This is a genomic window from Antarcticibacterium arcticum, assembly GCF_007993795.1.
GTDB classification, from domain to species: Bacteria; Bacteroidota; Bacteroidia; order Flavobacteriales; family Flavobacteriaceae; genus Gillisia; species Gillisia arctica.
The window spans coordinates 1,270,921-1,296,646 of the sequence record NZ_CP042476.1 but is presented as its reverse complement, the minus strand read 5'-3'; the positions used below and the strand labels follow the sequence as shown (position 1 = coordinate 1,296,646).

At 38.7% G+C, this 25,726-nt stretch carries 25 protein-coding genes and 1 riboswitch; of the genes, 9 read left to right on the top strand and 16 right to left on the bottom strand.

Going from position 1 to position 25,726, the window contains the following annotated elements; all coding sequences use genetic code 11:
- Positions 1-21: 21 nt before the first annotated feature.
- On the bottom strand, positions 22-981 hold the full coding sequence (locus tag FK178_RS05805; protein WP_146832018.1) for a glycosyltransferase family 2 protein: 960 nt from the start codon (positions 979-981) through the stop codon (positions 22-24).
- A 13-nt stretch (positions 982-994) separates the two neighbouring features.
- Positions 995-1,525 (bottom strand): DUF4199 domain-containing protein, encoded by a 531-nt coding sequence (locus FK178_RS05800; protein ID WP_146832015.1) that lies wholly within the window; start codon positions 1,523-1,525, stop codon positions 995-997.
- 177 nt (positions 1,526-1,702) lie between these two features.
- Here FK178_RS05800 and FK178_RS05795 point away from each other — a divergent pair, with 177 nt between their 5' ends.
- The 3 genes from FK178_RS05795 (at position 1,703) to mtaB (ending at position 4,715) form a co-directional block, all read left to right on the top strand.
- Positions 1,703-1,954 carry a type B 50S ribosomal protein L31 gene (locus FK178_RS05795; RefSeq protein ID WP_146832012.1) on the top strand — a complete coding sequence of 84 codons (252 nt, stop codon included), beginning with the start codon at positions 1,703-1,705 and terminating at the stop codon, positions 1,952-1,954.
- 145 nt (positions 1,955-2,099) lie between these two features.
- On the top strand, positions 2,100-3,272 hold the full coding sequence (locus FK178_RS05790; protein ID WP_146832009.1) for a GlmU family protein: 1,173 nt from the start codon (positions 2,100-2,102) through the stop codon (positions 3,270-3,272).
- Positions 3,273-3,380: 108 nt separating this feature from the next.
- On the top strand, positions 3,381-4,715 hold the full coding sequence (gene mtaB / locus FK178_RS05785) for a tRNA (N(6)-L-threonylcarbamoyladenosine(37)-C(2))-methylthiotransferase MtaB (protein WP_146832006.1): 1,335 nt from the start codon (positions 3,381-3,383) through the stop codon (positions 4,713-4,715).
- Here the strand turns inward: mtaB and FK178_RS05780 are convergent.
- Entirely contained in the window at positions 4,712-5,014 is a 303-nt protein-coding gene (locus tag FK178_RS05780) for a GNAT family N-acetyltransferase (RefSeq protein ID WP_146832003.1), read from the bottom strand. The two genes, mtaB and FK178_RS05780, sit on opposite strands and share 4 nt — an antisense overlap.
- A 327-nt stretch (positions 5,015-5,341) precedes the next feature.
- On the opposite strand from FK178_RS05780, the gene FK178_RS05775 reads away from it, so the two are divergent.
- Complete coding sequence (locus FK178_RS05775) at positions 5,342-6,052, top strand: lipase family protein (protein ID WP_146832000.1); 711 nt, start codon at positions 5,342-5,344, stop codon at positions 6,050-6,052.
- On the top strand, positions 6,049-6,990 hold the full coding sequence (locus FK178_RS05770; protein ID WP_146831997.1) for a lytic transglycosylase domain-containing protein: 942 nt from the start codon (positions 6,049-6,051) through the stop codon (positions 6,988-6,990). Before FK178_RS05775 ends, FK178_RS05770 begins: the two co-directional genes overlap by 4 nt.
- A gap of 27 nt (positions 6,991-7,017) precedes the next feature.
- Here FK178_RS05770 and FK178_RS05765 read toward each other — a convergent pair whose 3' ends face one another.
- Both FK178_RS05765 and FK178_RS05760 read right to left on the bottom strand, forming a co-directional pair.
- Positions 7,018-7,722, bottom strand: coding sequence for a TlpA family protein disulfide reductase (locus FK178_RS05765; RefSeq protein ID WP_146831994.1), 705 nt, complete (start codon positions 7,720-7,722; stop codon positions 7,018-7,020).
- A 138-nt stretch (positions 7,723-7,860) separates the two neighbouring features.
- Positions 7,861-8,376: a tetratricopeptide repeat protein gene (locus tag FK178_RS05760; RefSeq protein ID WP_146831991.1), complete on the bottom strand. Its 516-nt coding sequence runs from the start codon at positions 8,374-8,376 to the stop codon at positions 7,861-7,863.
- Positions 8,377-8,540: 164 nt separating this feature from the next.
- On the opposite strand from FK178_RS05760, the gene rpmH reads away from it, so the two are divergent.
- Positions 8,541-8,699 carry a 50S ribosomal protein L34 gene (gene rpmH / locus FK178_RS05755; protein WP_013071475.1) on the top strand — a complete coding sequence of 53 codons (159 nt, stop codon included), beginning with the start codon at positions 8,541-8,543 and terminating at the stop codon, positions 8,697-8,699.
- A gap of 103 nt (positions 8,700-8,802) precedes the next feature.
- Positions 8,803-11,655: a carbamoyl-phosphate synthase large subunit gene (carB, locus tag FK178_RS05750; protein WP_146831988.1), complete on the top strand. Its 2,853-nt coding sequence runs from the start codon at positions 8,803-8,805 to the stop codon at positions 11,653-11,655.
- Positions 11,656-11,726: 71 nt separating this feature from the next.
- Here the strand turns inward: carB and FK178_RS05745 are convergent, their stop codons facing one another.
- On the bottom strand, positions 11,727-12,125 hold the full coding sequence (locus FK178_RS05745; RefSeq protein WP_146831985.1) for a hypothetical protein: 399 nt from the start codon (positions 12,123-12,125) through the stop codon (positions 11,727-11,729).
- A gap of 84 nt (positions 12,126-12,209) precedes the next feature.
- On the opposite strand from FK178_RS05745, the gene FK178_RS05740 reads away from it, so the two are divergent.
- On the top strand, positions 12,210-12,602 hold the full coding sequence (locus tag FK178_RS05740) for a DUF423 domain-containing protein (protein ID WP_146831982.1): 393 nt from the start codon (positions 12,210-12,212) through the stop codon (positions 12,600-12,602).
- On the opposite strand, the gene FK178_RS05735 is transcribed toward FK178_RS05740, so the two are convergent.
- Genes FK178_RS05735 through FK178_RS05700 form a run of 8 tightly spaced genes read right to left on the bottom strand, consistent with a single transcriptional unit; the run spans position 12,599 to position 20,094 of the window.
- Positions 12,599-13,579: a bile acid:sodium symporter gene (locus FK178_RS05735; protein ID WP_146831979.1), complete on the bottom strand. Its 981-nt coding sequence runs from the start codon at positions 13,577-13,579 to the stop codon at positions 12,599-12,601. The two genes, FK178_RS05740 and FK178_RS05735, sit on opposite strands and share 4 nt — an antisense overlap.
- Positions 13,576-14,121: an acyl-CoA thioesterase gene (locus tag FK178_RS05730; RefSeq protein ID WP_146831976.1), complete on the bottom strand. Its 546-nt coding sequence runs from the start codon at positions 14,119-14,121 to the stop codon at positions 13,576-13,578. Before FK178_RS05730 ends, FK178_RS05735 begins: the two co-directional genes overlap by 4 nt.
- 2 nt (positions 14,122-14,123) lie before the next feature.
- Positions 14,124-14,492 (bottom strand): 6-phosphogluconate dehydrogenase, encoded by a 369-nt coding sequence (locus FK178_RS05725; protein WP_146831973.1) that lies wholly within the window; start codon positions 14,490-14,492, stop codon positions 14,124-14,126.
- Position 14,493: 1 nt separating this feature from the next.
- Positions 14,494-15,636, bottom strand: coding sequence for a serine hydrolase domain-containing protein (locus tag FK178_RS05720; RefSeq protein WP_146831970.1), 1,143 nt, complete (start codon positions 15,634-15,636; stop codon positions 14,494-14,496).
- 1 nt (position 15,637) lies between these two features.
- A complete protein-coding gene (rmuC, locus tag FK178_RS05715) occupies positions 15,638-17,104 on the bottom strand; it encodes a DNA recombination protein RmuC (RefSeq protein ID WP_317130388.1) in 1,467 nt (488 codons plus the stop codon).
- Between the two features lie 27 nt (positions 17,105-17,131).
- Positions 17,132-17,926, bottom strand: a complete 795-nt coding sequence (locus FK178_RS05710; RefSeq protein WP_168194615.1) for an ABC transporter ATP-binding protein — start codon at positions 17,924-17,926, stop codon at positions 17,132-17,134.
- Positions 17,927-17,928: 2 nt separating this feature from the next.
- Positions 17,929-18,960 carry a FecCD family ABC transporter permease gene (locus FK178_RS05705; RefSeq protein WP_146831964.1) on the bottom strand — a complete coding sequence of 344 codons (1,032 nt, stop codon included), beginning with the start codon at positions 18,958-18,960 and terminating at the stop codon, positions 17,929-17,931.
- Positions 18,961-20,094 carry an ABC transporter substrate-binding protein gene (locus FK178_RS05700; protein ID WP_240793902.1) on the bottom strand — a complete coding sequence of 378 codons (1,134 nt, stop codon included), beginning with the start codon at positions 20,092-20,094 and terminating at the stop codon, positions 18,961-18,963.
- Positions 20,095-20,175: 81 nt separating this feature from the next.
- Positions 20,176-20,413, top strand: a riboswitch (cobalamin riboswitch).
- 65 nt (positions 20,414-20,478) lie between these two features.
- Between FK178_RS05700 and FK178_RS05695 the strand changes: the two genes are divergently transcribed.
- A complete protein-coding gene (locus FK178_RS05695) occupies positions 20,479-22,419 on the top strand; it encodes a TonB-dependent receptor plug domain-containing protein (RefSeq protein ID WP_146831957.1) in 1,941 nt (646 codons plus the stop codon).
- Between the two features lie 58 nt (positions 22,420-22,477).
- Here the strand turns inward: FK178_RS05695 and FK178_RS05690 are convergent, their stop codons facing one another.
- Positions 22,478-23,956, bottom strand: a complete 1,479-nt coding sequence (locus FK178_RS05690) for a S41 family peptidase (protein ID WP_146831953.1) — start codon at positions 23,954-23,956, stop codon at positions 22,478-22,480.
- Positions 23,957-24,190: 234 nt separating this feature from the next.
- Positions 24,191-25,639 (bottom strand): S41 family peptidase, encoded by a 1,449-nt coding sequence (locus tag FK178_RS05685; RefSeq protein WP_146831950.1) that lies wholly within the window; start codon positions 25,637-25,639, stop codon positions 24,191-24,193.
- Between the last annotated feature and the right edge of the window lie 87 nt (positions 25,640-25,726).

The following is a 25,726-nucleotide window of genomic DNA, read 5'->3' as shown; positions in this document are numbered from 1 at the left end:
AAGGATTAATGCTGAAAATGCTTAATTAATACCTGTTGTTTTGCTCACCAGGTATTGTTCTTTTTCCCGCTTGCTTCTTAATATGAGTTCCCCCAGAAATCCTGCAAGAAAAAATTGAGTTCCAATAACCATTAAGATAAGGGAGATATAGAACCATGGATTTTGGGTAACCAGAATATTTGGGAGATTGTGGTACATTTTATACAATTTGGAAAGACCAATCCAGGCCGCTGCTATAAATCCAAAGAAAAACATGAGAACTCCCAGGGCCCCAAACAGGTGCATTGGCCTTTTTCCAAATTTGGAAAGGAACCAGATGCTTATAAGATCCAGAAACCCATTTATGAAACGTTCCATTCCAAATTTGGTCTTTCCGTATTTTCTGGCCTGGTGTTTAACCTCTTTTTCGGTGATCTTAACAAAGCCGGCATTTTTTGCCAATACCGGAATGTACCGGTGCATTTCCCCGTACACATCAATATTCTTCACTACTTTTTTATGGTAGGCTTTGAGACCGCAGTTGAAATCATGTAATTTGACACCGGAAGTCTTCCGCGCCGCAGCATTGAATAATTTGGATGGCAGGTTTTTGGAAATAACAGAATCATACCGCTTTTTTTTCCATCCGGACACCAGGTCATAATTTTCTTCCTGTATCAATCGGTATAAAGCGGGAATTTCCTCAGGGTTGTCCTGTAGATCTGCATCCATGGTAATTACCACATCCCCTTCAGTAGCCAGGAACCCCGCGTGGAGTGCCTGTGATTTACCGTAATTCCTGTTGAATTTTATTCCTTTTACGGAGGGATTTTTAACAGAGAGTTCCTGGATGATCTTCCAGGAATCATCTGTACTGCCATCATCTATAAAAATTATTTCATAAGAATAAGAATTGGATTGCATCACAGATACAATCCAATTATATAATTCGGTTAAAGATTCCTCTTCATTAAGAAGGGGAATTACTATAGATAACTGCATTCAATATTATTTTCTATCCCAGATACGGATTTTTATTTTTCATGATAAGTCCCGCGATAAGCGAAATGATAAGACCCATGAATAAACTTCCAATTAAAGTAAACGCCAGCAACATATACGGGGAACTAAACTTTGCGTTAAATTCCATTGCTGCATCCATTTGGGCATCAGTCATATTTGGATTGGTTTCCATCATAGCCTCTCTTTGAACTTCTGCAAGTTGGTTTACATACTCGGGTTCAATATAATTCATCAATAAAAACATCCAGATAGCACCTATGATTCCCCCAATTACAGCAACGCCAATTCCCACTTTCAGAGCTTCCCCCAGCCCTAGAAAACCATCATTTTCGGTTTTAAAAGCCCGAATAGCAAGTGAAATAACAACAACTGTAATAAGAAAACTTATAGTACCGGTTATCCAGCTGGGGTTAAGGTAAGCATTGGTTACATAGGTTATCACACCCATTAGAACAGACAGGATACCTAATAACACCCCGTAGTTAAGAACAAATTTTTTTGCCTCAGTTTTTTGAGTCTCCATTTTATTAATTGATTGGTTATGCCGGTTAGTAAACAAATATAATAAAACGTTACATACGGTGGGGGATTAAGTGTAAATTGAAGTCTTTTAAAATTTCATAGGGATTTTGTTTGTTATTTGGTAAAAATGCTTAAATTTGCCACTCGAAAAACGAACACGATTTTAAAGATTAAAGCGATGAAGCAGGGAATCCATCCGGAAAATTATAGATTGGTAGCATTTAAGGACATGTCAAATGACGAAGTGTTTCTTACAAAGTCTACTGCAAATACCAAAGAAACTATTGAAGTTGAAGGAAAAGAGTATCCATTGGTAAAAATGGAGATCTCAAGAACCTCTCATCCATTCTACACCGGAAAATCCAAATTGCTGGATACAGCTGGTAGAATTGATAAATTCAAAAACAAATACTCTAAGTTCAAGAAATAATTTTTCTTGTACGCAGTGCATAAAAGCCTTCAGAAATGAGGGCTTTTTTATTTTGAAGAGCTTTTTGTTTTTTAAAATTGCTTAAATAATAAGGAGTCCAGAAGTTTTTATTTTCCTTTTACCTTTATTTTCTTAATTTCAGTTTATGAATTATATTCTATTTGATGGTTCGGCCAGAAAGCAGTTGCTTCCATTTACTTTTACAAGACCTGTGGCCGATATTCGTATTGGTATACTAACCATTCGGGAAAAATGGGAAAAGATCTTAGGATCAACTACCTCTACCGTAACCGAAGATTACCTTTCTCAAAAATGGCCTTTGGTAGAAATGCCTGAAAATATAATGATTAATGCCTCCTATTTGCCAACGCCGGAGTTTGTGGCGCAAATAGATAATCTTGAGAAAAATCAGGCTATTTTCCACGGAGATGAAGTAGTTGCTTTTTTTAGCCTTGAAGATGAGGAAGTAAATTTCGATAAATACACGCAGCTGGAATTACAGGGAGAAGTCCTTAATATTTCTAATACGTGGGATATTTTTTCAAAAAACGGGGAAGCCTTACGGGCAGATTTTGAATTGCTCACCAAAGATCGTAGCAGCAGCCCAATACCTGCAACCAATAATGTTATAAATCCCGAGGATATTTTTATTGAGAAAGGTGCAAAGGTAGAATTTGCAACCCTTAACGCTTCAACGGGTCCTATATATATAGGTGCCAATAGTGAAATCATGGAGGGTTCATTAATTAGAGGACCTTTTTCCCTGGGCGAGGAAGCAGTGGTTAAAATGGGAGCCAAGATCTATGGCCCTACCACAATTGGTTCTTTTTGCAGGGTAGGAGGAGAGGTTAATAATTCGGTTATGTTTTCTTATTCGAATAAAGGACACGAAGGATATCTGGGGAATTCAGTTTTGGGGGAATGGTGTAATTTGGGAGCAGATACCAACAATTCCAATTTAAAGAATAATTATGCTGAAGTGCGTCTTTGGGATTATGAAACTGAAGGTTTTGCAAAAACCGGATTACAGTTTTGCGGCTTAATGATGGGAGATCACAGCAAATGTGGTATCAATACCATGTTTAATACCGGTACCGTTGTAGGAGTAAGCGCCAATATCTTTGGAAGCGGTTTTCCAAGAAATTTCATTCCCAGTTTCAGTTGGGGAGGCAGTGCGGGTATGACCACCTTTAAAACAAATAAGGCCTTTGAAGTTGCCGAAGTAGTAATGAGAAGGAGAAATATCGAATTTTCACAGGAAGATAAAGCAATCCTTGAACAGGTTTTTGAAGATACCAAACAGTGGAGAAGGGAATAAGCTCTCCTAAGTTTTACAACCCCCATTACGGTGTGGTTTTTACATACCCATAAAAACCGGTATATTTGCACTCTCAATTTTTCAGCGTAATTATTAAAAGAACAGGTAATGAGCGATCCAAAAAAAGTAGCTTTTTATACCCTGGGCTGCAAGCTCAATTTTTCTGAAACCTCTACGATTGCCCGTTCATTTAAGAATGAAGGTTTTGAAAGAGTAGATTTTTCAGATAGTGCAGATATTTACGTGATCAATACCTGTTCAGTTACAGATAATGCTGATAAGAGATTTAAGGCAATAGTCAAACAGGCACAAAAAGCCAATGCTGATGCATTTGTAATTGCCATAGGTTGTTATGCACAATTGAAACCCGAAGAACTTGCCGATGTTGATGGCGTAGACCTGGTTTTGGGTGCCACTGAAAAATTTAAGATCACAGATTATTTAAATGACCTCACCCGCAGCGAATTTGCCCAAATTCATTCCTGCGAGATAGAAGATGCCGATTTTTACGTGAGTGCCTACTCGTTTGGAGACCGTACCCGCGCATTTTTGAAAGTTCAGGACGGTTGCGATTATAAATGTACCTATTGTACCATCCCTCTTGCCCGGGGTATCTCCCGAAGTGATAAGCTGGAAAATGTGCTGAAGAATGCCGCAGAAATTTCAGCTAAAGGAATTAAAGAGATCGTTCTTACCGGGGTTAATATAGGGGACTATGGGAAAGGTGAGTTTGGGAATAAAAAACACGAACATACATTTTTGGACCTTGTACAGGCACTTGATGAAGTGGAAGGAATTGAACGCCTGCGAATATCCTCTATAGAACCAAATTTGCTTAAAAATGAGACTATACATTTTGTTTCGCAGAGCAAAACATTTGTACCTCATTTTCACATTCCCCTGCAAAGCGGTTCCAATGATATCCTAAAAGCAATGCGCCGGAGGTATATGCGCGAAGTGTATGTAGACCGGGTTGAAACTATTAAAAGCGTTATGCCCAATGCCTGTATTGGGGTAGATGTAATTGTAGGATTTCCGGGTGAAACTGAAGCCCATTTCCTGGAAACTTATAATTTTTTAAACGAACTGGACATTTCTTATCTGCACGTGTTTGCTTATTCTGAAAGGGATAATACACCTGCGGCAGAAATGGAAGATGCCGTCCCGCTTAAAGTTCGTAAAAAGCGATCCAAAATGCTACGGGGGCTTTCAGCAAAGAAGCGCAGGGCTTTTTATGAGAGTCAGCTGGGAGGTACTCATACTGTTTTGTTTGAGGGTGAAAATAAAGAAGGGTATATCCACGGGTTTACAGAGAATTATGTAAAAGTAAAGACGCCCTGGAATCCTGAACTTGTAAACACACTTCATCCAATTGTTCTTGATAAAATTGATGAAGATGGAATGGTGCGGTTCAACTATGTAAACTCGCGGGCTACAGTTTAAATATTTATACCTACAGGAAGCAGGTCTTTATATTTTCTGCGATGCTTTCTTATAAATTTTGCTATTTCGGGACTTGTTGGTACTACCCGGTCTCTTCCTTCCTGGATCTGGCTTAAAAGATTTTCCAGAAAAGGATCTAAATACCCTTCTTCCTTCAGAAAATCGGGCATTGTTAATTTGGTGAGAAAAATTTTTCTTTCTTGTTGAGAATATTCAACGGTAACCAACTCTTCTTTTAATACAGCTTCAAATTGTCTTAAAAATTCATTTTTTGTAATGACAATATTTCCCTCATTCATCGTTGTAGTATTTTAAGTTAATAGGTATCCTTGAATTAAAACCTACCCACATCATTTATTCCAATATTTAAAATTGGGCTGGATATTTGAAAACATAAGGGCTGGTCCATAAAATAGGAGTAAAAGGAGCCAATTTCCCTTGAGTTCCCTCTTTACAAAGTTAAAGTATTAATCTACATAAAGCAATCTAAGTTTGTGTTGCGAAGTAAAGCCGTGAATTTCTTGTTTTTTTTAATTGAAGGATAGGTTGGGAAAGCAATAAAAATTCCTTTAATTTTGAAGAAGGCCAAAAAAATTAATTGCTTATTCATTTAGACAAGTTCAATCATGCGTGAAATAAAGGAGATTATACATGTTTATTTTATGCCGGGCCTTGCAGCAAACCCGTCCATTTTTGAATATATAAAATTACCGGAAGACCAGTTTGAAATTCATTTGCTGGAATGGATCATCCCGGGAACCAATGAAACTTTGAAGGATTATGCCCTTAGAATGACCCGTTATATCAAACATGATAATATGGTTTTAATAGGGGTCTCATTTGGCGGGATAGTTGTACAGGAAATGAGTAAGTATATAAATGTTAGCCGGCTTATTATTATTTCGAGTGTAAAATGCCGGGAGGAATTACCCCGGAGAATGATATTTTCAGCCAAGACCGGATTTCATAAAATTTTACCTGTAAGCCTGCTGGATTACATTGATCATTTTGAAAAATTTGCCGTTAACGATTTTCTAAAAAAACGCGCCAGGCTTTATAAGAAATACTTATCTGTACGAAATAATAAATATTTAAACTGGGCTATTGAACATATGGTAAACTGGGAATGTGAAAAGCCTATGAAAGATATAGTACATATTCATGGAGATAAGGATCTGGTGTTCCCTTATAAATATATAGGAGATTGCATTACAGTAAAAGGAGGAACCCATATTATGATTATTAACAGGTATAGATGGTTCAATAAAAATTTACCGGAGATCATTTTAACGGGGAAATTAAAAGAGAAAAAAGAAAAATTAAACCAGGTGCTATGAAAATTTTAAAGTTATTATTAATGGGTACAGGATTTATCGCAATAATAGGTGTTAGTATCCAGGCCGTGCAGGAAGGACCCCACACAGTGGAAAATGGTTTTATTGCTGAAGAAAAGATAACAGGAGATTATAATGTTTATTCGCTCCCAATGCCCGAGAATTTAAATTTTGCGGGCGAGGCTGTCCCTATAGAAGATCCCGATATATATGAACGTATGGACAGGGAACTTTTGGTGAACACTTACTGGCAGTCCAACGCCCTTTTATTAATAAAACGTGCGAATAAATACTTCCCTGTAATAGAACCTATTTTGGCCGAATATGGGGTGCCTGATGATTTTAAATACCTGGCTGTAATAGAAAGCAGTCTTACCCAGGCCGTCTCACCGGCGAAAGCCACCGGTTTCTGGCAGCTTATGGAAGGTACAGGAAAAGACTTAAAACTGGAAATCAATTCAAATATTGATGAACGGTATCATATTGAAAAATCTACGCGCGCCGCGTGTGAATACCTTTTGAAATCAAAACGGGAATTTGGTAGCTGGACCATGGCTGCAGCGGCTTATAACGCGGGGAATCGCGGAATAAACAGGCAGGTAGATCGGCAGGATGTTGGCGAATATTATGACCTTTTATTTGGGGAGGAAACAGGGCGATATGTGTTCCGGATCCTAGCTATTAAAGAGATTATGAGCAATCCAAAGAAATATGGTTTGAACATGGATAAGGCTCATTTGTACACTCATATTCCTACCCGCACGGTTAAAGTAAATACTCCGGTAAAGGATTTTGCTGCATTTGCCAAGGATCATGGTATTAACTATAAGATATTAAAGATCCACAATCCCTGGTTACGGGAAGCGCATTTGGAAAATAATTCAGGGAAAGTTTACTCTATTGAAATACCGGAAAAAGGATATTACCGGGAAGTGATGTAACAGGAATCTTCTAAAGATGGGAATTTCTTAATTAAGCGCCACGGGTTCTAATTTGGAGCTGGAATTTATTTCTCCAAGTAAATGGTTGGCTATCCCGTCATAAATTGAATTATAATTTACATCTATAGATTCCTGAAGGCCTTTTTGATAGGTATGCGAAACTCCCCGGCGAATATCAAGGATCTGTTTTTTACCATCCATTAAAAAAGTTGTGGGAAGGCCAAGGGAGTGTTTTAAACGGCTTACCACAAAAGCATCTTTGTTCTCCAATTCATCAACATACAGTACTGTTATATACTTATTATAGGACTTTGCTGCTTTTTTGGTTGTTTTATGGCTATCCCAGAACAGGATAACAAAATCGATCTTATCATTGTATTTTTCGGCTAATTGATTGAGCGCCGGTATCTCACCTTTGGTGGTAATACACCAGGAAGCATAGGTAATGAGATATACGGGTTTTTTAAAATCATACAGGGAAACCGGCTTTTTGTTCAGCTTATTAAACTTGAAATTATCCATATAACTTCCCTTTAATCCAAATCTAACCAGGGAGTCAAAAAGGACCTGGGCGCCATCGTAATCGCGATGCCAGTAGGCTTTTTTTGCTTTGGTTTCATATTTGGGTAAATGCAATGCAAGGGCTTCAGAAAAGAGGGTGGTATTTTCTTCCTGACTATAGGTGTTTTGCACCAAAAATAAAGTAAGAATAAAAAGTAATAGTCTTACCATTAAATGCATTTAGGGTTCTAAATGCAAAATTAGGGAAGTAGGAAGGCTACACGAAATCTATTCGATAAAAGGCAAAAAACTTAGATGAACTACCAAATACTCTAAAATTATTCTAAAATTTTTAACAATTTAGGAATTTTAGATCTTTTTCATTTGTTGTTTCATCATGGTCATTTGTTCTTTCAACATTCCATGTTTGTCCAGCTTTTTTGCTTCGGTAAGAAGTATCTGGGCTTCGCGTTTCCGGCGCTTGGTCATGGCAATTCCTGCCAGGTTCAATTTAGCCATTGCAAGATCCTGATCCATGGAAAGACCTAGTTTAATAGCTTTTTTGAAATATTTTTCGGCTTTGGTAATATTGGTTTGGGAAAGCATAAGCCCGTGTAGATACCAATAGTAACCTTGTTGTTTTGTGATAAGTGCAGCTTCCGGATCCTTGATCTTGTCCAGCCATTTTTTGGCTCCCGGGAAATCCTGTTTCCTAAGCCTTAAAAAAGCCATTAAGATCATTTCATTCTTGAAATACAGGAAGATAAAAATGAGAGAAAGAAGCACGAACATGATGCCGTTCCCGATGTTTCCCACTATAAATTGCCATACCGCAATTGCAATAATTATTCCGGCTAATACTATTTTGATATTCTTATTGAACATAATGCCTTTATTTTACAGGCGGCAAAGTTAATAAAAACAATTCGAAATTATTTTTATTTAGTTTTTGGAAGACATAAAAGTCTTTGTATATTTGCCCGCAGTTTTAAAGAAAGGTTTAGAGCTGCATTAACTAAGATCCCACAGAAGAATAAAAGATAATTAAAATGAAAAGAACGTTTCAACCATCTAAGAGAAAAAGAAAAAACAAGCACGGTTTCAGAGAGCGCATGGCAAGTGTGAACGGAAGAAAAGTGTTGGCAAGACGCAGAGCTAAGGGTAGAAAGAAATTATCTGTATCTTCTGAAAACAGACACAAGCACTAGTGAGAATTAGTTCAAAAATAATAAGGTGTTACTTTTATAAGTAACGCCTTTTTTTATATCTAAACGCTTCCTATTTTTATATAAATTAAATTACCTTTTTAAAATGCCAAAAAACAAAGAATTAAAATGTGTGTTGATTATTGGATCCGGACCTATTGTTATAGGCCAGGCCTGCGAATTTGATTATGCAGGGGCGCAATCCCTGAAATCTTTAAGGGAAGAGGGAATTGAAACCGTTTTAATTAATTCAAATCCGGCCACGATCATGACAGATCCTGCCATGGCAGATCATGTGTACCTTTTACCCCTTACCACCAAATCCATAATAACCATCCTCAAAAATCATCCAAATATTGATGCGGTTCTCCCAACAATGGGGGGCCAAACTGCATTAAATCTTTGTATTGAGGCAGATGAGAAAGGCATCTGGAAGGATTTTGGCATACAGTTAATTGGAGTTGATATTGATGCTATTAATATTACTGAAGACCGTGAAAAATTCAAGCAGCTTATGGGCCGCATTGATATTCCGGTTGCCCCGGCAAAAACCGTAACCTCTTATTTACAGGGGAAAGAAGTTGCCCAGGAATTTGGCTTTCCCCTGGTAATACGTGCATCTTTTACCCTTGGAGGAAGTGGAGCCTCCTTTGTTCACAGAGCAGAGGATTTTGATGAATTGCTTACTATGGGGCTGGAAGCTTCACCAATTCATGAGGTACTTATAGATAAAGCACTGTTAGGATGGAAAGAATATGAGCTTGAACTTTTAAGGGACAAAAATGATAATGTGGTAATCATTTGCTCCATTGAAAATATGGATCCCATGGGTATTCATACCGGGGATTCCATTACCGTTGCTCCGGCAATGACCTTAAGCGATACCACGTATCAAAAAATGCGTGACATGGCAATTAAGATGATGCGCAGTATAGGCGATTTTGCAGGCGGTTGTAATGTTCAGTTTGCAGTAAGCCCCGATGAAAATGAAGACATAATTGCCATAGAGATAAATCCGCGTACTTCCCGGTCCTCAGCTCTTGCATCCAAGGCAACGGGGTATCCCATTGCGAAAGTTGCATCAAAACTTGCCATTGGATATACGCTTGATGAATTGCAAAACCAGATCACCAAAACAACTTCCGCTTTATTTGAGCCAACCCTGGATTATGTGATCGTTAAGATCCCACGATGGAACTTCGATAAATTTGAAGGCAGTGACCGTACCCTGGGCTTGCAAATGAAATCTGTAGGAGAAGTGATGGGAATAGGAAGATCATTCCAGGAGGCGTTGCATAAAGCTACTCAATCACTCGAGATTAAACGTAACGGGCTGGGTGCCGATGGAAAGGAAATTAAAAAATACGAAGAGATCATAGATAAACTCACCCACGCAAGCTGGGACAGGGTATTTGTGATCTACGATGCGATAAGGGCAGGGATGTCTTTAACCAAGATCCACGAAATAACGAGGATAGATATGTGGTTCCTTAAACAGTATGAGGAACTTTTCGCCCTTGAAGTTGAAATTTCAAAATATAACATTGACAGTTTACCAAAAGACCTTTTGCTTGAGGCTAAACAAAAAGGTTTTGCCGACAGGCAAATTGCCCATATGCTGAAATGCCTGGAGAGCCAGGTATACAACAAACGCGATGAACTGAATATAAACCGGATCTTTAAATTGGTGGATACCTGTGCTGCAGAGTTTAAGGCTGAAACCCCATATTATTACTCCACCTTTGAGGCAGAAATTGAGACAAAGGACGGTAAGCGTTATGTAGATAATGAGAGCAAGGTAAGTGACAAGAAAAAAATAGTTGTTTTAGGTTCGGGCCCCAACCGTATTGGACAGGGAATTGAGTTTGATTACAGTTGTGTTCACGGGGTGCTCGCTGCGGCCGAATGTGGTTATGAGACCATCATGATTAACTGTAATCCTGAAACCGTTTCTACAGATTTTGATGTTGCAGATAAGTTGTATTTCGAACCGGTTTTCTGGGAGCATATCTATGATATAATACGCCACGAAAAACCTGAAGGAGTAATTGTTCAGTTGGGAGGCCAAACAGCCCTTAAACTTGCTGAAAAACTGGACCGCTACGGAATAAAGATCATTGGAACCAGTTTTGATTCCCTGGATCTTGCTGAAGACAGGGGAAGTTTCTCAAGATTACTGGAGGAAAACAATATTCCTTTCCCTGAATTTGGAGTTGCTGAAACTGCTGAAGAAGCACTGGAAGTTGCTAAAAAACTGGATTTCCCTATTCTGGTTAGGCCATCTTATGTACTTGGTGGACAGGGAATGAAGATAGTGATCAATGAAAATGAACTGGAAGCTCACGTAGTAGAATTGCTTAGGTCAATACCTAATAATAAATTGCTGCTAGACCATTATCTAGATGGAGCCATTGAGGCCGAAGCTGATGCCATTTGTGATGGAGAAAATGTATATATTATTGGAATAATGGAACATATTGAACCTTGCGGAATTCACTCGGGAGATTCCAATGCCTTACTGCCTCCCTTTAATTTAGGAGACCTTGTAATGCAGCAAATAAAAGATCATACTCATAAAATTGCCCTTGCTTTAAAAACAGTAGGACTTATCAATATACAGTTTGCAATTAAAGATGACAAGGTGTATATCATTGAGGCCAACCCACGTGCTTCCCGTACAGTTCCGTTTATTGCGAAGGCGTATGGAGAACCTTATGTGAATTATGCTACCAAAGTAATGCTTGGCCACAATAAGGTTACAGATTTTAAATTTAATCCGCAATTGAAGGGGTATGCAATTAAACAGCCGGTTTTCTCCTTTAATAAATTTCCGAACGTGAATAAGCAACTGGGCCCAGAAATGAAGAGTACTGGTGAAAGTATCTTGTTTATTGAAAGTTTAAAGGATGATGCGTTTTACGATCTGTACTCCAGAAGAAAAATGTACCTGAGTAAGTAATTAAAGCTTTCATAAATAAAAAGGCTGCCCAATATGAATGGGCAGCCTTTTTTTATTTAAGCAGAAAAATATTAATTCCTTTTTGTCATCTCCAGGACCTGTACGGTGTTCTTTCCATCGGTAGATTTCCAGACCTGTTTTTTCTTAGTGTTTGTCACCATGATCCAGGTTTTATCAAAATCAGATTTTTGCCTGCTGTCTGTGCTGTTTATGTTAATAATGTTTTCGCCCTGCATAGACCAGCGAAATGACTGCATATCGCTGAATTCGTTTTGGAACATATTATATTCCACTTTTTTCTCACCGGTGCCGTTCTTTTTCAGAATAAGTTCTCCGGCATTACGGGTGGTGAAATTTTGCCCCTTTTGATTATCTACCTCATATTTGTCTATATTCCAGGTGCCAACCAATTTTGGGCTACAACTGGTGAAAGAGATTGCTACAAGGGCTATAAATATTAATTTTTTCATGTTTTTTTTATAAAGATAGTATTTATAGAAGATTATGAAGGGTTTCCTGGTATAGGGCGGGGAAATTTCACGTAATTTTAGCATATGAAAGAATTACTTTTAACATTTGGCGGTATTTATGGAATGCTTGCCGTAATTTTTGGGGCATTTGGAGCGCACGCATTAAAGGGAACCCTGGACCCGGACCAACTAAAAAGTTTTGAAACCGGAGTTAAATACCAGATGTATCACGCATTATTATTAATAATCCTTGGAATTACATTTCCTTTTCTCGACACCTCCCAGGTGATAATGGGATGGTGCTTTATTACCGGAATTTTCCTTTTTTCCTTTAGTATTTATGGCCTTGTTTTAAGTTCTTCCCGGGGCAAAAAGTTAAAGATACTGGGCCCGGTTACACCGCTTGGAGGATTACTCCTGGTAGCTGGCTGGATCTTCTTTACTGTTAATGCAGTAAAATATGCCGCTTTCCTTTAATTGATTCCCTGCTGTTTTAAAAGTTCTTTTTGCAGCCATTGCTTGCGGTATCTTTCCGCGTAAAGGGCCACAAGGAGAAGTTGCAGAATGTGATAGAGCATAATTGGCAGGAGAAGTAAGCCAAGGCTGGCACTACCGCCAAAGATAATTTTTGCCATTACAGATCCATGAACCAGGGATTTCTTTGTGCCTGCAAATTTCACTGTAATAGTATCTTCTTTGCTGAAATTAAAGAGTTTGCAAAGATAGCCTGTAAGTGCGTAAACTATAAAGAAAAGCCCCATCACAATCGCTGATAATTTCAACAAATTCAATGGATTAATTGAAGCAAATAACCCCGAGGAAAAGGAATTGCTGAAACTTGAAAAAACGATTAAAACAATAACCGATTTATCAAAGAGCCCTAATTTTTTGCCGTGAGTTCGTGCAAAATTGCCCAAAAACCCCTGTAATAATAATCCGAAGATCAAAGGGAGTACAATTTGAAATAAAAGTTTGGTAATAATTGTAGAAATGGCAAAATCCCCGGTTTTCGTCATAAACAGGCTTAACCACAATGGTGTGGCAATAATGCCAATTAGCCCCGATATACTCGCGTTAAATATGGCAGTGGGCAAATTTCCTCTGGCGATAGCTACCATTACTACAGAGGAGGAAACTGTGGACGGTAAAACTCCCAGAAAAAAAATAGCCAGCCAAAGCGGGGAGGAGGTTCCACCTTCAAAAAGGGGAATAAATAAAAAAGTTAATATAGGAAACAGTACGAACGTGGTAAGCTGAATTAAAATATGGGATTTGTAATTGAGAAACCCCAGTCTTAATTCAGATGGAGCCAGTTTAAGGCCGTAAAAGAAAAAGATAAGGCCAATCCCAACATCTATAATACTGCCCAGCGGTAAGGCGCTAAGAGCGGCCGGAAAAAGCCAGGCCAGCAAGATGGCTGCAAATAAGGCAGCAATGAATCCGTTGAACTTCAATTGAGCTCAAGTTTTACATTTTGACCATCGAGGAAATGCATATATTCATCAGAAGAAAAATCGGTTTCATGAAATTCCCTGCTTCGTTTAAGTTTCATCTTATAGCGTTTGATGGCTTTTACAAAACGCCTAATATCATTATCGGTTTCAAGGATAAGGCCAGGGACATTTACACTTTTTCCTTTGTCATCTTTTGCAACCATAGTAAAATGTGAAGAATTACAATGCTTCACAGCCCCGGTTTGAATATTTTCTGCTTCTACACGTATCCCAATTACCATAGAAGAATTGCCTGTGTAGTTTACAGATGCTTTCATGGTTACAAGCTCTCCAATTTCTATGGGCGCAAGAAAATCTACCGTATCAACGCTGGCGGTTACACAATAAACTCCGGAGTGTTTTGAGGCGCAGGCAAAAGCGATTTGATCTAGCAGGGAAAGAATATAACCCCCGTGGATCTTTCCATTAAAATTGGAATGGGAGGGAAGCATCAATTCTGAAATTACCACCTGCGAATCTGTTACCTTTTTAAATTTTTTCATGCTTATCTGTCTCTAAAATGTGGGGATCTTGCTTCTTCCACTTTTTCAATAAAATATTTTGTGTCACCCCAGATCATAAAAGTGGCATATCTTTCCTTATAAGTGAGTTTTACGTAATTGCCCTCATTTTCCTGAAGCGTTTGTATAACATCCTTCTTGCTGTCCAGTACAGAGAATTGGAAGATCTGGGCCCCGCTAATTCCCTGACTAATTTCCCCTTCCCAGGTTTTAGAAACAACCCCTTTTTTACTGAATTTTATAAGTTCACCGGTGCGGGTTCCCTCGCTGTAGGGCACAAAATATATAAAAGCGAAATAGGCCAGATATAGCAGAAAAATGCTCCCCAGTATATAGAATAATGTTTTTTTCATTTTATAAAGCGGAATAAACTTTGGTTAAAAAGGCTTCAATTTGCGAAGGTTCCAGCCATCTTGTTACGATCACCAGATTTTGTTCACGATCTATCACTATAAAATTCCCTCCGAATCCTGCAGCATAGAAGAGATGCTCGGGTAGGTTTTTCCACTGCCGGCTTCCTTCCTTATTAAGCCACCACATATAACCATAATTGGAATTGGAAACAGAGGGGGTTATTGCTTTTTCAATACTTTCAGCTGAAAGAAGTTGCTTCCCGTTCCATTTGCCGTTATTTTCAAACAGCAAACCAAATCTGGCCATATCAAGAGTATTGATGAACAAGCCGCCCCCGGAATGGCCTCCACCTGTTACAGATTGCATTTTTAAACCATCTATGTTCACCCAGGCATTTTCATATCCAAACCATCTCCAGGATTGAGATGCATCAATTGGATCCATTATTTCCTCTTTTAAAACCTGGGGTAAAGGTTTTCTCCAAACCTGTAAAAGGGAATAAGCAAGAAGATTTACCCTCACATCATTGTATTTAAATACGGTTCCCGGTTCATTTAATTTGCGATCCTTCCAATCATCTATATTGCCAGAGGAAGGTGGCCTGTCGGCCCAATCATAACTATTCCATAATTGCCCGCTCCAGTCAGAAGACTGGTCAAGTAATTGTTTCCAGGTAATTTTACTGTTATGGGCGCCCTCAAAAGTATTATCCCACACGTAATCTATTACCTTATCATTTACATCTTCAATCAACCCTCGGTTTAAGGCTAGAAGAGCGGTGGTAGAAAGAAAACTTTTGGTTACACTAAAGGTCATATCTACACGCTCCACATCTCCCCATTGGGCAATTATATAACCATTTTTAAGAATCACTCCCGCGGGACCACCGCGGCGCTTGGTAGGCCCCATTATTTCATGATAGGGTTCATTTTCAAAGCCTTTTAAAATCGCCTGTCTAAGGTCTCTGGAATCTTTATATTCATTGGCTGATGCAAAATCTACAGCCTGTTTTAAAGATTCAGCTTTAATTCCAAAACTGGCCGGGGTTTTCACCTGCCAGTTTCCCCGCTCGGGAAAGTAAGTGGTTTGCCCAAAGCATATCGAAAAACCAAAAAATAAAATAATTACATTGATAAATTTCATGCTATTCCAGTTTGAGAGTGTTATCCATTTCTATTTCTTCCTCCTCATTTTGGGAACGCGAAATAAGTTTGTGGTCAAGTTGTTTGCTTGCTTTTGCTCCCAGTTTTTTCAATTTTTCCACACGGTTTATTAAATTTCCTTTGCCGGTGAGCTTCTTCATAGCAGTTTCATAACTGCCCTGTACGGTTCCAATTTGCCGTCCCACCTTCAAAAGATCTTCCGTAAGATTGGCAAAGGAATCATATAGTGCGCCTGCCTGCGTAGCTATATCAATGGCATTTTGTTTTTGTTTCTCATTTTGCCACATGCTGTCCACGGTTTTTAATACTGCCAGTAATGTGGTAGGAGTTACAATAATAATATTTTTATCAAATGCATCCTGGTACAACTTAGGATATTGATTGGATGCCATGGCAAAAGCAGCTTCAATGGGAATAAAAAGCAACACAAAATCTGGGCTTTCAATATCGTATAAGGTGTGGTAGTTTTTAACTCCAAGTTCGTCTACCCTTTTTCTTACGGAGGTTAAATGATCTTTTAAATGCACCTTTCTTTCAGCATCTTCAGGTTCGTTGATACAACGCTCATAGGCTACCAGGGAAACCTTCGAGTCTACGATCATCTTTTTATTTCCCGGCAGATGGATCACCACATCTGGCCTGATATTCCTGCCTTCACTGGTGTGAAAATTCTGCTGCACAAAATATTCACTGTCTTTTTGAAGTCCGCTGCGCTCCAGCACACTTTCCAGGATCATTTCACCCCAATTTCCCTGCATTTGTGAATCACCCTTCAGGGCTTTTGTAAGATTGGTCGCTTCTTCGCTTATTTTTACGTTCTGCTCATTTAAATACTGTAACTGTTTTCCCAATTGAGCGTGGCGTTCTATAAAATCGTTGGAATTCCTGTCAACTTTTTCTTCAAAGCTTTTGATCTTATCGTTGAGAGGAGTGAGGATATTCTGAATATTTTCCTTGTTGAGCAGGGTAAATTTTTCCGATTTTTGATCCAGGATGCGGTTGGCAAGATTTTCAAATTCCTTTGTGAATTTTTCCTGAAGTTGTGCTACTTCGCTTTTTTGTTCAAGGTTTCTTTGTTGCAAATTTTCAAATTCAGCGTTTCTCCGAGTAAGTTCATTGCTTAAAAATTCCTTTTCCTTGCGCAGCGAATGAAGTTCATTTTCAACTTTCTCCAGCCGGTTTAAATTTTCGGCTTTAACTAACTCAATATCATTATTATGAATTTCCCGTTGAGTGATAAACTGGGAATTAAGGTTTTCTATTTGAAGTTTAAGTTGAGAGTTAATTTCTTCTTTGAGCCTTACTTCCCCTTTGAATTTAAGAGCCGAAATTTGCTTTCCAATAAAAAATCCAATTAGCAAAGCAGCCGGGAATATGAAGAGTAAAAGTGAAGTTTCGGTCATATGCAGTTGGAAAGGTTTACTCAAAGATACCTTTCTTTTCTTCAAAATAAAACCTCTGTTTTAATGGAATTGTCAGGTATTGATCTTAAAGGATTGGAATAGCTTATCAAAAACGATAAGATCACCGGGGAACATATGGGAAAAAACATCCTCTTTAATTAAATCGGCGGGTGTGCCGGTAATAACCTTTTGATTATGCATAAGTACAATGCGGTCGCATAATTGGATCGCCAGGTTTATCTCGTGCGTAGCAAACAATATCCCCTTACCGGTTTGCTTGGTTAGATCTTTTAAAAGTTTTAATACGTATGCCTGATGATAAATGTCCAGGTGAGTTGTGGGCTCATCAAGGATTATTAAAGGCGTGTCCTGGGCAATTGCACGTGCTATAAGGACTTTTTGCAGTTGCCCATCACTAAGTTCGTAACATTTTTTATGTTCCAGAGGCTCAATATCAACTAATTTGATGGCTTTTCTAATATGCTCCAGATCATTATTTGTTAAGCTGCCAATCCAGTTGGTGTAGGGTTGCCTGCCTAGCGCAATAAGTTCAAATACACTCAGGTTTTTGGAGATAGGCTGTTCTGTAAGCACAATGCTAATAAGCTCTGAGAGCTTACCCGAGGAAATTGTTTTTAAAGATTCCCCTCCAATGATAATTTCACCCCTCAGGGCGTCCTGAACTCCGCTTAAACTTCTTAATAGAGTAGATTTCCCTACACCATTAATCCCAATAATGGCGACCAGTTCTCCTTCTTTAACTTCCAGGCGTATATTGGAGGCGATAAGGTTTTCCACCTTTTTGCTCCGGTAACCTACCTGCAGGTTGTCTGTTTCCAGGATGATATTTGAATTCTCTTTTTTGATAACTAAAATAAAAATTTTCTTTTCCTTACAAGAAGCCAGATAACAACGGGGGCTCCCACAAGGGAAGTAATAGCGTTAATTGGCAAAGTGAACTGGCTACCCGGCATTTGTGCTGCAATATCACATACCAGCATGAGAATGGCACCTCCCATGACCACGGCCGGTAACAGAATTCGATGATCATTTACCGGGATCACTTGTCTTATAAGATGAGGTACTGCAAGCCCTACGAAGGCTATAGGTCCCGCAAAGGCAGTTATACTACCGGCAAGCAGACTGGTTGCAATAATGATAACCAATCTATTCCTCCCAATACTCACTCCCAGACTCCTGGCATATTGTTCTCCCAACAAAAGGGTGTTTAAATTTTTTATGCAGGTAATAGCTAGTAACAAGCCTGTTGCCCAGAATATTGTTAAAATAATAACTTCTTCCCAGGAGAGGTTACCCAGACTCCCGAAAGACCAGAACACGTATTGCTGTAATTGGGCGGCCGGGCTAAAATAAGCCAGAACACTTACTACTGCAGCTGTTAGGCTGGCGAACATTAACCCAATTATGAGTATTGCCATAGTATCCCGTAATTTGGCTGAAGCCAGCAAGACTGCTAAAAGAACCAAAAGACTTCCTAGACTGGAAGCTATTACCAGGCTCCACTTGGAAAGCAACAAACCCGCCAGGGGGCCTCCAAAAAAAGTCGCCCCCATAATCACTAATGCCACTCCCAGGCTTGCCCCGCTACTTAACCCCAATACATAAGGCCCTGCCAGCGGATTTCTGAAGAGAGTTTGCATTAAAAGCCCGCTCACTGCAAGGCCTGAGCCTGTAAGGATTGCGGTAAAAACTTTTGGTAGGCGATATTCCATTATAATATACCTCCAGCTGTCATTACTTACCTCGCCCCCAAAGAAAGTAGCCAAAATATCCTTATTGGGAATAGTTACAGATCCCAGGCTAAGATTTACAAATGCGGTAAGTATTACTGCGACAAACAGCAGGATTAAAATTCCTTTATATGTCCCTGAATTAGCCATTTAATGCAGGGGTTTAAAAAATGCTGGTTCATAACCGGGCATTAAGGAAGGATGAAAAATTGAAATCAGGTCTTTAAGGATGAGATCAGGGCGGGATGGGCCCAATTCATAATATAGTACCCCACCGGTATTCCCAATTGTATTGCTATAAGTAAAAACATTTTTATTTTTTACAGCCTTAAAACGGTTGTAGTGAGTTGAGGATTCTATTAACTGTTTAAAACTACCAAATTGACCAGGGGCTATCCAGAAGTCGGCATTTCCTGCATCGCTCAGTACACTTTCAAATGCCAGGGCCATACTGCCACTCCCGCGGGTTTCTTTATATATATATTCAGCATTTGCATCTTCAATAAATCTGGCAGACCAGGAATTACCATAGGGGACGTACCATTGGTCTTTGTACATAGAGCCGCTTAACACAGTAGGAACGTGGGTTGCCTGGGCGGCAAGTTCTTTAGCCTCGTTATAAGAATTTTCGACCTCGTTAAATAATCTTTCGGCTTGATCTGATTTATTACACAAAGCACCGAAAAACTTGATCCATTCCGCTTTTCCCAGCGGAGACTCTTCTGTCCAGTCACCATTATATAATACCGGGATCCCACTTTTCTCAATAGTTGAAAATGTTTTGCCGCCACCGTTCACCGCAAATCCAACTACCAGAGATGGATCAAGCGAGATAAGTACTTCGGTATTTATGGCTTCATTTTTCCCCAATTCCGTTATTTTCCCTGAGTCAATAAGAATCCGGGTTTTTTCCGAAGAAACATAATCCAGGCCAGGAAATCCTGTAAGGGTGCTTTCAACCCCCAGCGCTTCCAGTGAAGGAATGTGAGTGGTAGAGGTTACCACAATTTTATTAACGGGAATAGTGATCTTATGATGAAATTCCAGCTCCCGCGGAATTTCACTCCCTTCTTCGGCAAGTAGGTAAGTATATGTAACATCTGCATTTGGCCAGGGATCTTTCACCGTTAAAAGTTTGTATCCCTGGTATTGCACAATGTTAAATCCATGGGCATGTGTAACCGAAATGGTATCTCCCGTTTGGAGGATTTCTGCGGGGGTTTTTCTTTCAGTTTTACAGGAAAGAAGAGAAAAACTAAAAAATATTAAAAACAGATATTTCAACAGGATCTTTATTTGAACCTCAAAAGTAAGATTATTTAAAATTTTACTGTGGTAAGAAACATAAATGTTTAAATTTGAATCGAAATTTTGGTTTGATTCGGTTTTATAAATTAAAACCCTGTCGATTAAAAGGGAATCAGGTGATTTAAAATAATTGATCATTTTAAAAAATCCTGAGCTGTTCCCGCAACTGTAAGCTAAGTCCGCCAATGACGGATGGCTGTTGTTACTACTTCAAACACCACTGTCCCGCAAAAGGGGATGGGAAGGTAAGCAACGGTACGTGAGCCAGGAGACCTGCCACAATTCACCTAATGTCAAACTTTCGGGATAAAAGTTTGGTGTAGTTTACTACATCTTTTCTCCTGGTAATAACTTAATTTAATGTACAAAAAATTATGGCTTTGTGGTGCATTGTTATGCACAGGTCTGACCTATTCACAGGCGACCAATGAAGAAATCGAATCTTTGGATGAAGTAGTCCTTATTGATTCAAAAACAGAAATCAAACGCGAAAACAGCGGTAAAGTAGTGACCAGGATCACTGCACAGGAAATTGAAAGGAGTAGTGGACAAAGTATCCCGGAGGTGATAAATCGTGTAAGCGGGATCGAAATAAACGGCACCCGCAGCAATGATGGCCAGAATCTTGGATATTACGTGAGGGGAGGAAGAAACCGGCAGGTGGTTATTATGGTAGACGGGGTGCAGGTTAATGATGCATCTTCTATAGCCAATGATTTTGATCTAAGATTATTGCCCCTGGACCAGGTCGCAGGTATAGAGATCATAAAGGGGGCTTCCAGTACGCTTTATGGTTCGGGAGCGGCAACGGCCGTAATTAATATTACTACAAAAGAACCAGTGAATAAAGTGATTGGGTTACAGCTTCAATCTACATTGGGTACCAATAATTCTCAGCAGAACAAAGATCTTAGTATTGCCAGATTTGATAATGCTGTGGCTGTAAGCGGGAGGGCTTCAGGATTTGATTATCAGGTGAATTTCAGCAACAGATTTTCAGAAAAAATGTCGGCAGTGAAAAGCGATAGTACAATTGGAGATGAAGAATTTGAGGAAGACCCTTTCAATAAGTACAATTTGTATTCCCGCATTGGGTACAGGATTAATGAACGTTTAAAATTTCATTTCTACGGAAATTATGACAATTTCAATTCCTCTTTTGACGATGCATTTATGTACCAGGATGCCGAAAATAACCTGGAAAGCTACCAGTTTAGGACCGGAAGTCATTGGGAGGCAAATTATACAAACGGTTCTTTCATTTTTAGCGACAGTTATACTGTATTAAACAGGGAAGTCACATCGGCTTACCCCGTGAAATATGATAGTAAGGTGTATGCTTTCGATGCCCATAATAAGTATATTTTCAATCAAATATTCCATACTGTAATTGGGGTGAATGGGATTTTGAGCGAGTTTAACAGCTTTGGTATTCCCTTTGGGGAAACAGATTTCGTCCAGACTACTAATGCAGAGGAAGCAAATTTTGATATCATAGATCCATATGTAAATGTGGTATATTTATCAAGTTGGGGTTTAAATGTTAACACAGGTGCCCGTCTTAATATTCACAGTGAATATGGTAGTCACCTGGTTTATAATATTAATCCTTCATACACGCACTCCTTAAGCGAAGGGTACTTAAAAGCCCTGGCCTCTTATGGTACGGCGTATATTACCCCATCCCTGTATCAATTATATGATCCCATTTACGGAAATCCCGAACTTAAACCCGAAAGCAGTGGCACCCTGGAATTGGGAATGGAATTAGATTGGAAAGATTTTCGATTAAGTGGAGTTTACTTTGAGAGAAAAACTGAGAATTTTGTTGATTTTGTAACCATAGATCCTGAAAATTTTATTTTTCAGTATCGTAACATCGGGGAGACTTTTAAAGCCCGTGGTGTTGAAGTTGAGGTAAGGGCAGAGATTCTGCCGGATCTTGATCTTACCGGAAACTACACATATACAAAAGCAGCAGAAAGGTTTGCCTTAAGAATTCCTACCCATAAGGTAAATGCAGTTCTGGGATATCAAATTACCGACGATATCTTTTCATCTCTCACATACCAGTTTAACGATGAACGAACTGATACCTTTTTTAACAGTGAAAGTTTTCAAAATGAGAGGGTTCTTTTAAACGGTTACGGAATTTTGAATTATTTTCTAAGCTACCGTGTCAATGAAAATATAAGAATGTTTGCCGGGATTGATAATATTACCAATGAATCTTACGAAGAAATTTACAGGTTCACAACCCGCGGTAGAAATGGCCGTATAGGCCTTGCCCTTAATTTTTAAAAAACAAAAAAGGGTTTCAGTGCATCTGAAACCCTTTTATCTTATAATTAATGTTTTTTTATTCCTCCAGCACAGGAAGGCTGAAATTATCAAGGTACATTGCCTGGTAATTAGGTTCAAACATTTGGTTATCTCCAACCGGGGCATACGTTTTTACATCTTTAATAGAAACCCTGTTGCCCTTAATAAAATCAATAGCAGTTTTAAGTAAAGGTTCATTAACATCTCCAAGCGTTCCTAAATTTTTAATATCCTCCCGTTGCACAAGGTCTGGATTTAGACCATTCACATAATCTGATACATCATTTGCATTCAGGGATTTAAGGACCAAGGGTTGCATTGCGTAGGTATGCGTGGTCTTTAAAGCAGCGCTTTCCTCAGAAAAATTGGGAGAATCATAAAGGGTTACAGAAGCCTGAAATTTTCCGGTTGTTACATCTCCAATATGTATTACATCTATATAAGGATCCAGACCATTAATGATCAATTCACTGGCCGAGGCTGAAGCCCTGGTGGTTAAAACAAAGACCCGGTTTAAATTCAAACTGTTAATTGCCGTTCCCGTTCTCAGGCTTTTATTAAAGTTATTTAGTAAACTTTGAGGATCCTGCTGCTCATAATATGCCTGGTATTTCTCATTCCATTTTTCTTTCATAAAAACCTTCCCGGAAAACTGCCCTGTGATCATTGCCGCAAGATCTGTAGCTGTCCTTACAGAACCTCCACCGTTATAACGAAGATCCAGAACAAGGTCTGTGATACCATTTCCTTTAAAATCTCCAAATGCAGCATTAAGCTCCTCATCAAAATCTGCATCAAAGCTGTTGTAATAAAGATATCCCACTTTAGAGCCGTCTACATCTAATGTTTTAGTTATCACGACTGGATTCGAGGTATGGCTTCTTTTGGTAAGGGTAATTTCCTGCTGTAAATTGCTTACTGTATTGTCCTCTATTTTTGCAAGTCCAATAGTGTAGGTTGTTCCTGCCAGCAGGGAGCTGTAATTGGAGGTGGTAAGCTGCTGCCCCCCAATCCTGTTAAAGATCATCCCCCTTTTTACACCATTTTGATCTGCGTTTGAACCCGGCAGAACATTTCTCACGTATCCTAAAACTTCTGAACAACCACTACAGTAATTTACCAATCCAAACTCCATACCTGTAGTGGAAGTGGTACCTGATAACATCTTATCCATTTCCTCATAATTTTCAATAAGGTAACTGAAGCGATCCTGGGAAGACATAAATTTTTTAAATAGGGCTGTGGGGGAAGAGATGGTAGAAAAATAATTATTTTTTTCAGCCTGGCTGGCAAAATAATTTTCTTTTAAAACTGCCACATCATTCTTGTAAAGGTAAACATCGCTCATCCCGCGATATATAAAATTTTCCACTTCAAATTCTGCCGTTACAGGTGGTGTAGTCGCAGCAGCAGTTGCTTTTTCTACTTCCTCTGTATCTTCAGAACAGGAAATAAAAAACAGAGCGGTTAAAAATGTAAAAAGAAATATGGGTAAAATTTTCAAGTATGATCTCATATGTATTTTTTTAATATGGCCCCAAAAGATGAAATAAAAACATTCTATTTTTTCGAAGGTCCAAAATATTATTAAAATTTCAATTAAGCCTGTGAATTTCAAATAAATATCTTCACAAAATGGCAAAAGAACTCATTACTTCATAATTCATATAATGTGCCAAAATTTATTAAATCCAATAAAAAAGGGTTTCAATTTAAGTATGAAACCCCTTTTCAGATTTAATATTTGTAGTTACTCCCGGGGGATAACAGGAGGTAACTCATCTATATACATCCTTTGATAGTCGAGATCAAACATATTGCTTTCTCCCATAAATTTAAATTCTTCAACACTTTGTGGTATAGATACCCTGTTGCCTTGTATCACATCTAAAGCAAGTTTAAGCAAAGGCTCATCAGGATCACCAAGCACCCCAAGTGTTCTAATGTTTTCTTTTAAGGTATAATCGGGGGTTAAACCATTCACATAATCTGAAACTCCCGCCGAATTTACAGATTTTAATACCAGGGGTTGGATTGCGTATTTATGAGTGGTATTAGCATTAGCCCTTCCAAAATTAGGGGAATCATACAAGGTAACGGAAGCCGTAAATTTTCCTGTAGTTACGTCACCAATTTGTACCACATCAATATATGGATCAAGGCCATTAATAACCAGCTCGCTGGCAGAAGCCGATCTTGCCGAAGTTAATATATATACTCTTCCAAGATTAAGACTGTTAATGGTTTCCCCGGTTTTAAGTTTAGTATTAAATTTATTCAACAATCTTTCCGGTTCGTTTTGCTCGAAATATGTTTGATATTTCTGGTTCCAAACCTCTTTCATAAAGAGCTGGCCGGCAAATTGGCCGGTAATCATTGATGCAAGGTCTGTCGCGGTTCTTACAGATCCCCCTCCATTATATCGCACGTCCAGAATAAGATCTGTTATACCAGCCGATTTAAAATCTCCAAAGGCATTGTTAAGCTGCACATCATAATCTGCAGTAAAACTATTATACATTAAATAACCAACCTTTTGGCCTCCAACATCCAGGGTTTTTGCAATAAAAACGGGATTTGAATTATATTCCTGTTTGGTAAGCGTAATTGTTACATCAGTATCAGTAAGTACACTACCCTCCAGTTTTGCAAGAGTAATAGTGAAGCTTGAGGCTGCCAAAAGAGCGCTATAGTTACTTGCAGTAAGTTTTTGACCATCAACTTTCGTAAAAATATCCCCACGTTTTACTCCCTGAGCTTCTGCAGAGGTTCCCGGAAGTACATAACGTACATAACCCAGAATATCATCAGATCCCTGCGCGATATAACTCAGCACATAGGACATTCCTGTTGTAGTACTTATCCCGCTAAAAGAATTTTCCAGTTCAATATAATCATCTACGATAAAACTAAATTTATCCTGGGAAGCAGTTAAACCTTCATAAAAAAGATCTTCCGGGGTAGCATAATTATCAAGAAAATCATTTCTTTCAGCCTGAGAAGCAAAGAAACCATCAGCAAGCTGAGGAACATTTGCCTTATATAGATAAATTTCGTTAAGGCCACGGTAAATAAAATTTTCTACCGTAAGATTTCTTGTAGGCCCTGTTGGTAACTCGCCTTTATCATCTTCATCAGTTGAACAGGAAGTAAATCCAGCTACCAAGAGGGAAAGAAAAAATAATTTGTAAATTTTCATATTTCGTTTTTAGGGTTTTTCGAAGCTTTAAAAGTAACGACAAAATCGTAAATTAAAAATTTTTGTAACAATTATGTAACCTATTCG

What these genes read in the sequence shown, in the direction of transcription:
- FK178_RS05805 (WP_146832018.1), bottom strand. Translation starts at nt 981, where the DNA reads ATGCAGTTATCTATAGTAATTCCCCTTCTTAATGAAGAGGAATCTTTA.
- FK178_RS05800 (WP_146832015.1), bottom strand. Translation starts at nt 1,525, where the DNA reads ATGGAGACTCAAAAAACTGAGGCAAAAAAATTTGTTCTTAACTACGGG.
- FK178_RS05795 (WP_146832012.1), top strand. Translation starts at nt 1,703, where the DNA reads ATGAAGCAGGGAATCCATCCGGAAAATTATAGATTGGTAGCATTTAAG.
- FK178_RS05790 (WP_146832009.1), top strand. Translation starts at nt 2,100, where the DNA reads ATGAATTATATTCTATTTGATGGTTCGGCCAGAAAGCAGTTGCTTCCA.
- mtaB (WP_146832006.1), top strand. Translation starts at nt 3,381, where the DNA reads ATGAGCGATCCAAAAAAAGTAGCTTTTTATACCCTGGGCTGCAAGCTC.
- FK178_RS05780 (WP_146832003.1), bottom strand. Translation starts at nt 5,014, where the DNA reads ATGAATGAGGGAAATATTGTCATTACAAAAAATGAATTTTTAAGACAA.
- FK178_RS05775 (WP_146832000.1), top strand. Translation starts at nt 5,342, where the DNA reads ATGCGTGAAATAAAGGAGATTATACATGTTTATTTTATGCCGGGCCTT.
- FK178_RS05770 (WP_146831997.1), top strand. Translation starts at nt 6,049, where the DNA reads ATGAAAATTTTAAAGTTATTATTAATGGGTACAGGATTTATCGCAATA.
- FK178_RS05765 (WP_146831994.1), bottom strand. Translation starts at nt 7,722, where the DNA reads ATGGTAAGACTATTACTTTTTATTCTTACTTTATTTTTGGTGCAAAAC.
- FK178_RS05760 (WP_146831991.1), bottom strand. Translation starts at nt 8,376, where the DNA reads ATGTTCAATAAGAATATCAAAATAGTATTAGCCGGAATAATTATTGCA.
- rpmH (WP_013071475.1), top strand. Translation starts at nt 8,541, where the DNA reads ATGAAAAGAACGTTTCAACCATCTAAGAGAAAAAGAAAAAACAAGCAC.
- carB (WP_146831988.1), top strand. Translation starts at nt 8,803, where the DNA reads ATGCCAAAAAACAAAGAATTAAAATGTGTGTTGATTATTGGATCCGGA.
- FK178_RS05745 (WP_146831985.1), bottom strand. Translation starts at nt 12,125, where the DNA reads ATGAAAAAATTAATATTTATAGCCCTTGTAGCAATCTCTTTCACCAGT.
- FK178_RS05740 (WP_146831982.1), top strand. Translation starts at nt 12,210, where the DNA reads ATGAAAGAATTACTTTTAACATTTGGCGGTATTTATGGAATGCTTGCC.
- FK178_RS05730 (WP_146831976.1), bottom strand. Translation starts at nt 14,121, where the DNA reads ATGAAAAAATTTAAAAAGGTAACAGATTCGCAGGTGGTAATTTCAGAA.
- FK178_RS05725 (WP_146831973.1), bottom strand. Translation starts at nt 14,492, where the DNA reads ATGAAAAAAACATTATTCTATATACTGGGGAGCATTTTTCTGCTATAT.
- FK178_RS05720 (WP_146831970.1), bottom strand. Translation starts at nt 15,636, where the DNA reads ATGAAATTTATCAATGTAATTATTTTATTTTTTGGTTTTTCGATATGC.
- FK178_RS05705 (WP_146831964.1), bottom strand. Translation starts at nt 18,960, where the DNA reads ATGGCTAATTCAGGGACATATAAAGGAATTTTAATCCTGCTGTTTGTC.
- FK178_RS05695 (WP_146831957.1), top strand. Translation starts at nt 20,479, where the DNA reads ATGTACAAAAAATTATGGCTTTGTGGTGCATTGTTATGCACAGGTCTG.
- FK178_RS05690 (WP_146831953.1), bottom strand. Translation starts at nt 23,956, where the DNA reads ATGAGATCATACTTGAAAATTTTACCCATATTTCTTTTTACATTTTTA.
- FK178_RS05685 (WP_146831950.1), bottom strand. Translation starts at nt 25,639, where the DNA reads ATGAAAATTTACAAATTATTTTTTCTTTCCCTCTTGGTAGCTGGATTT.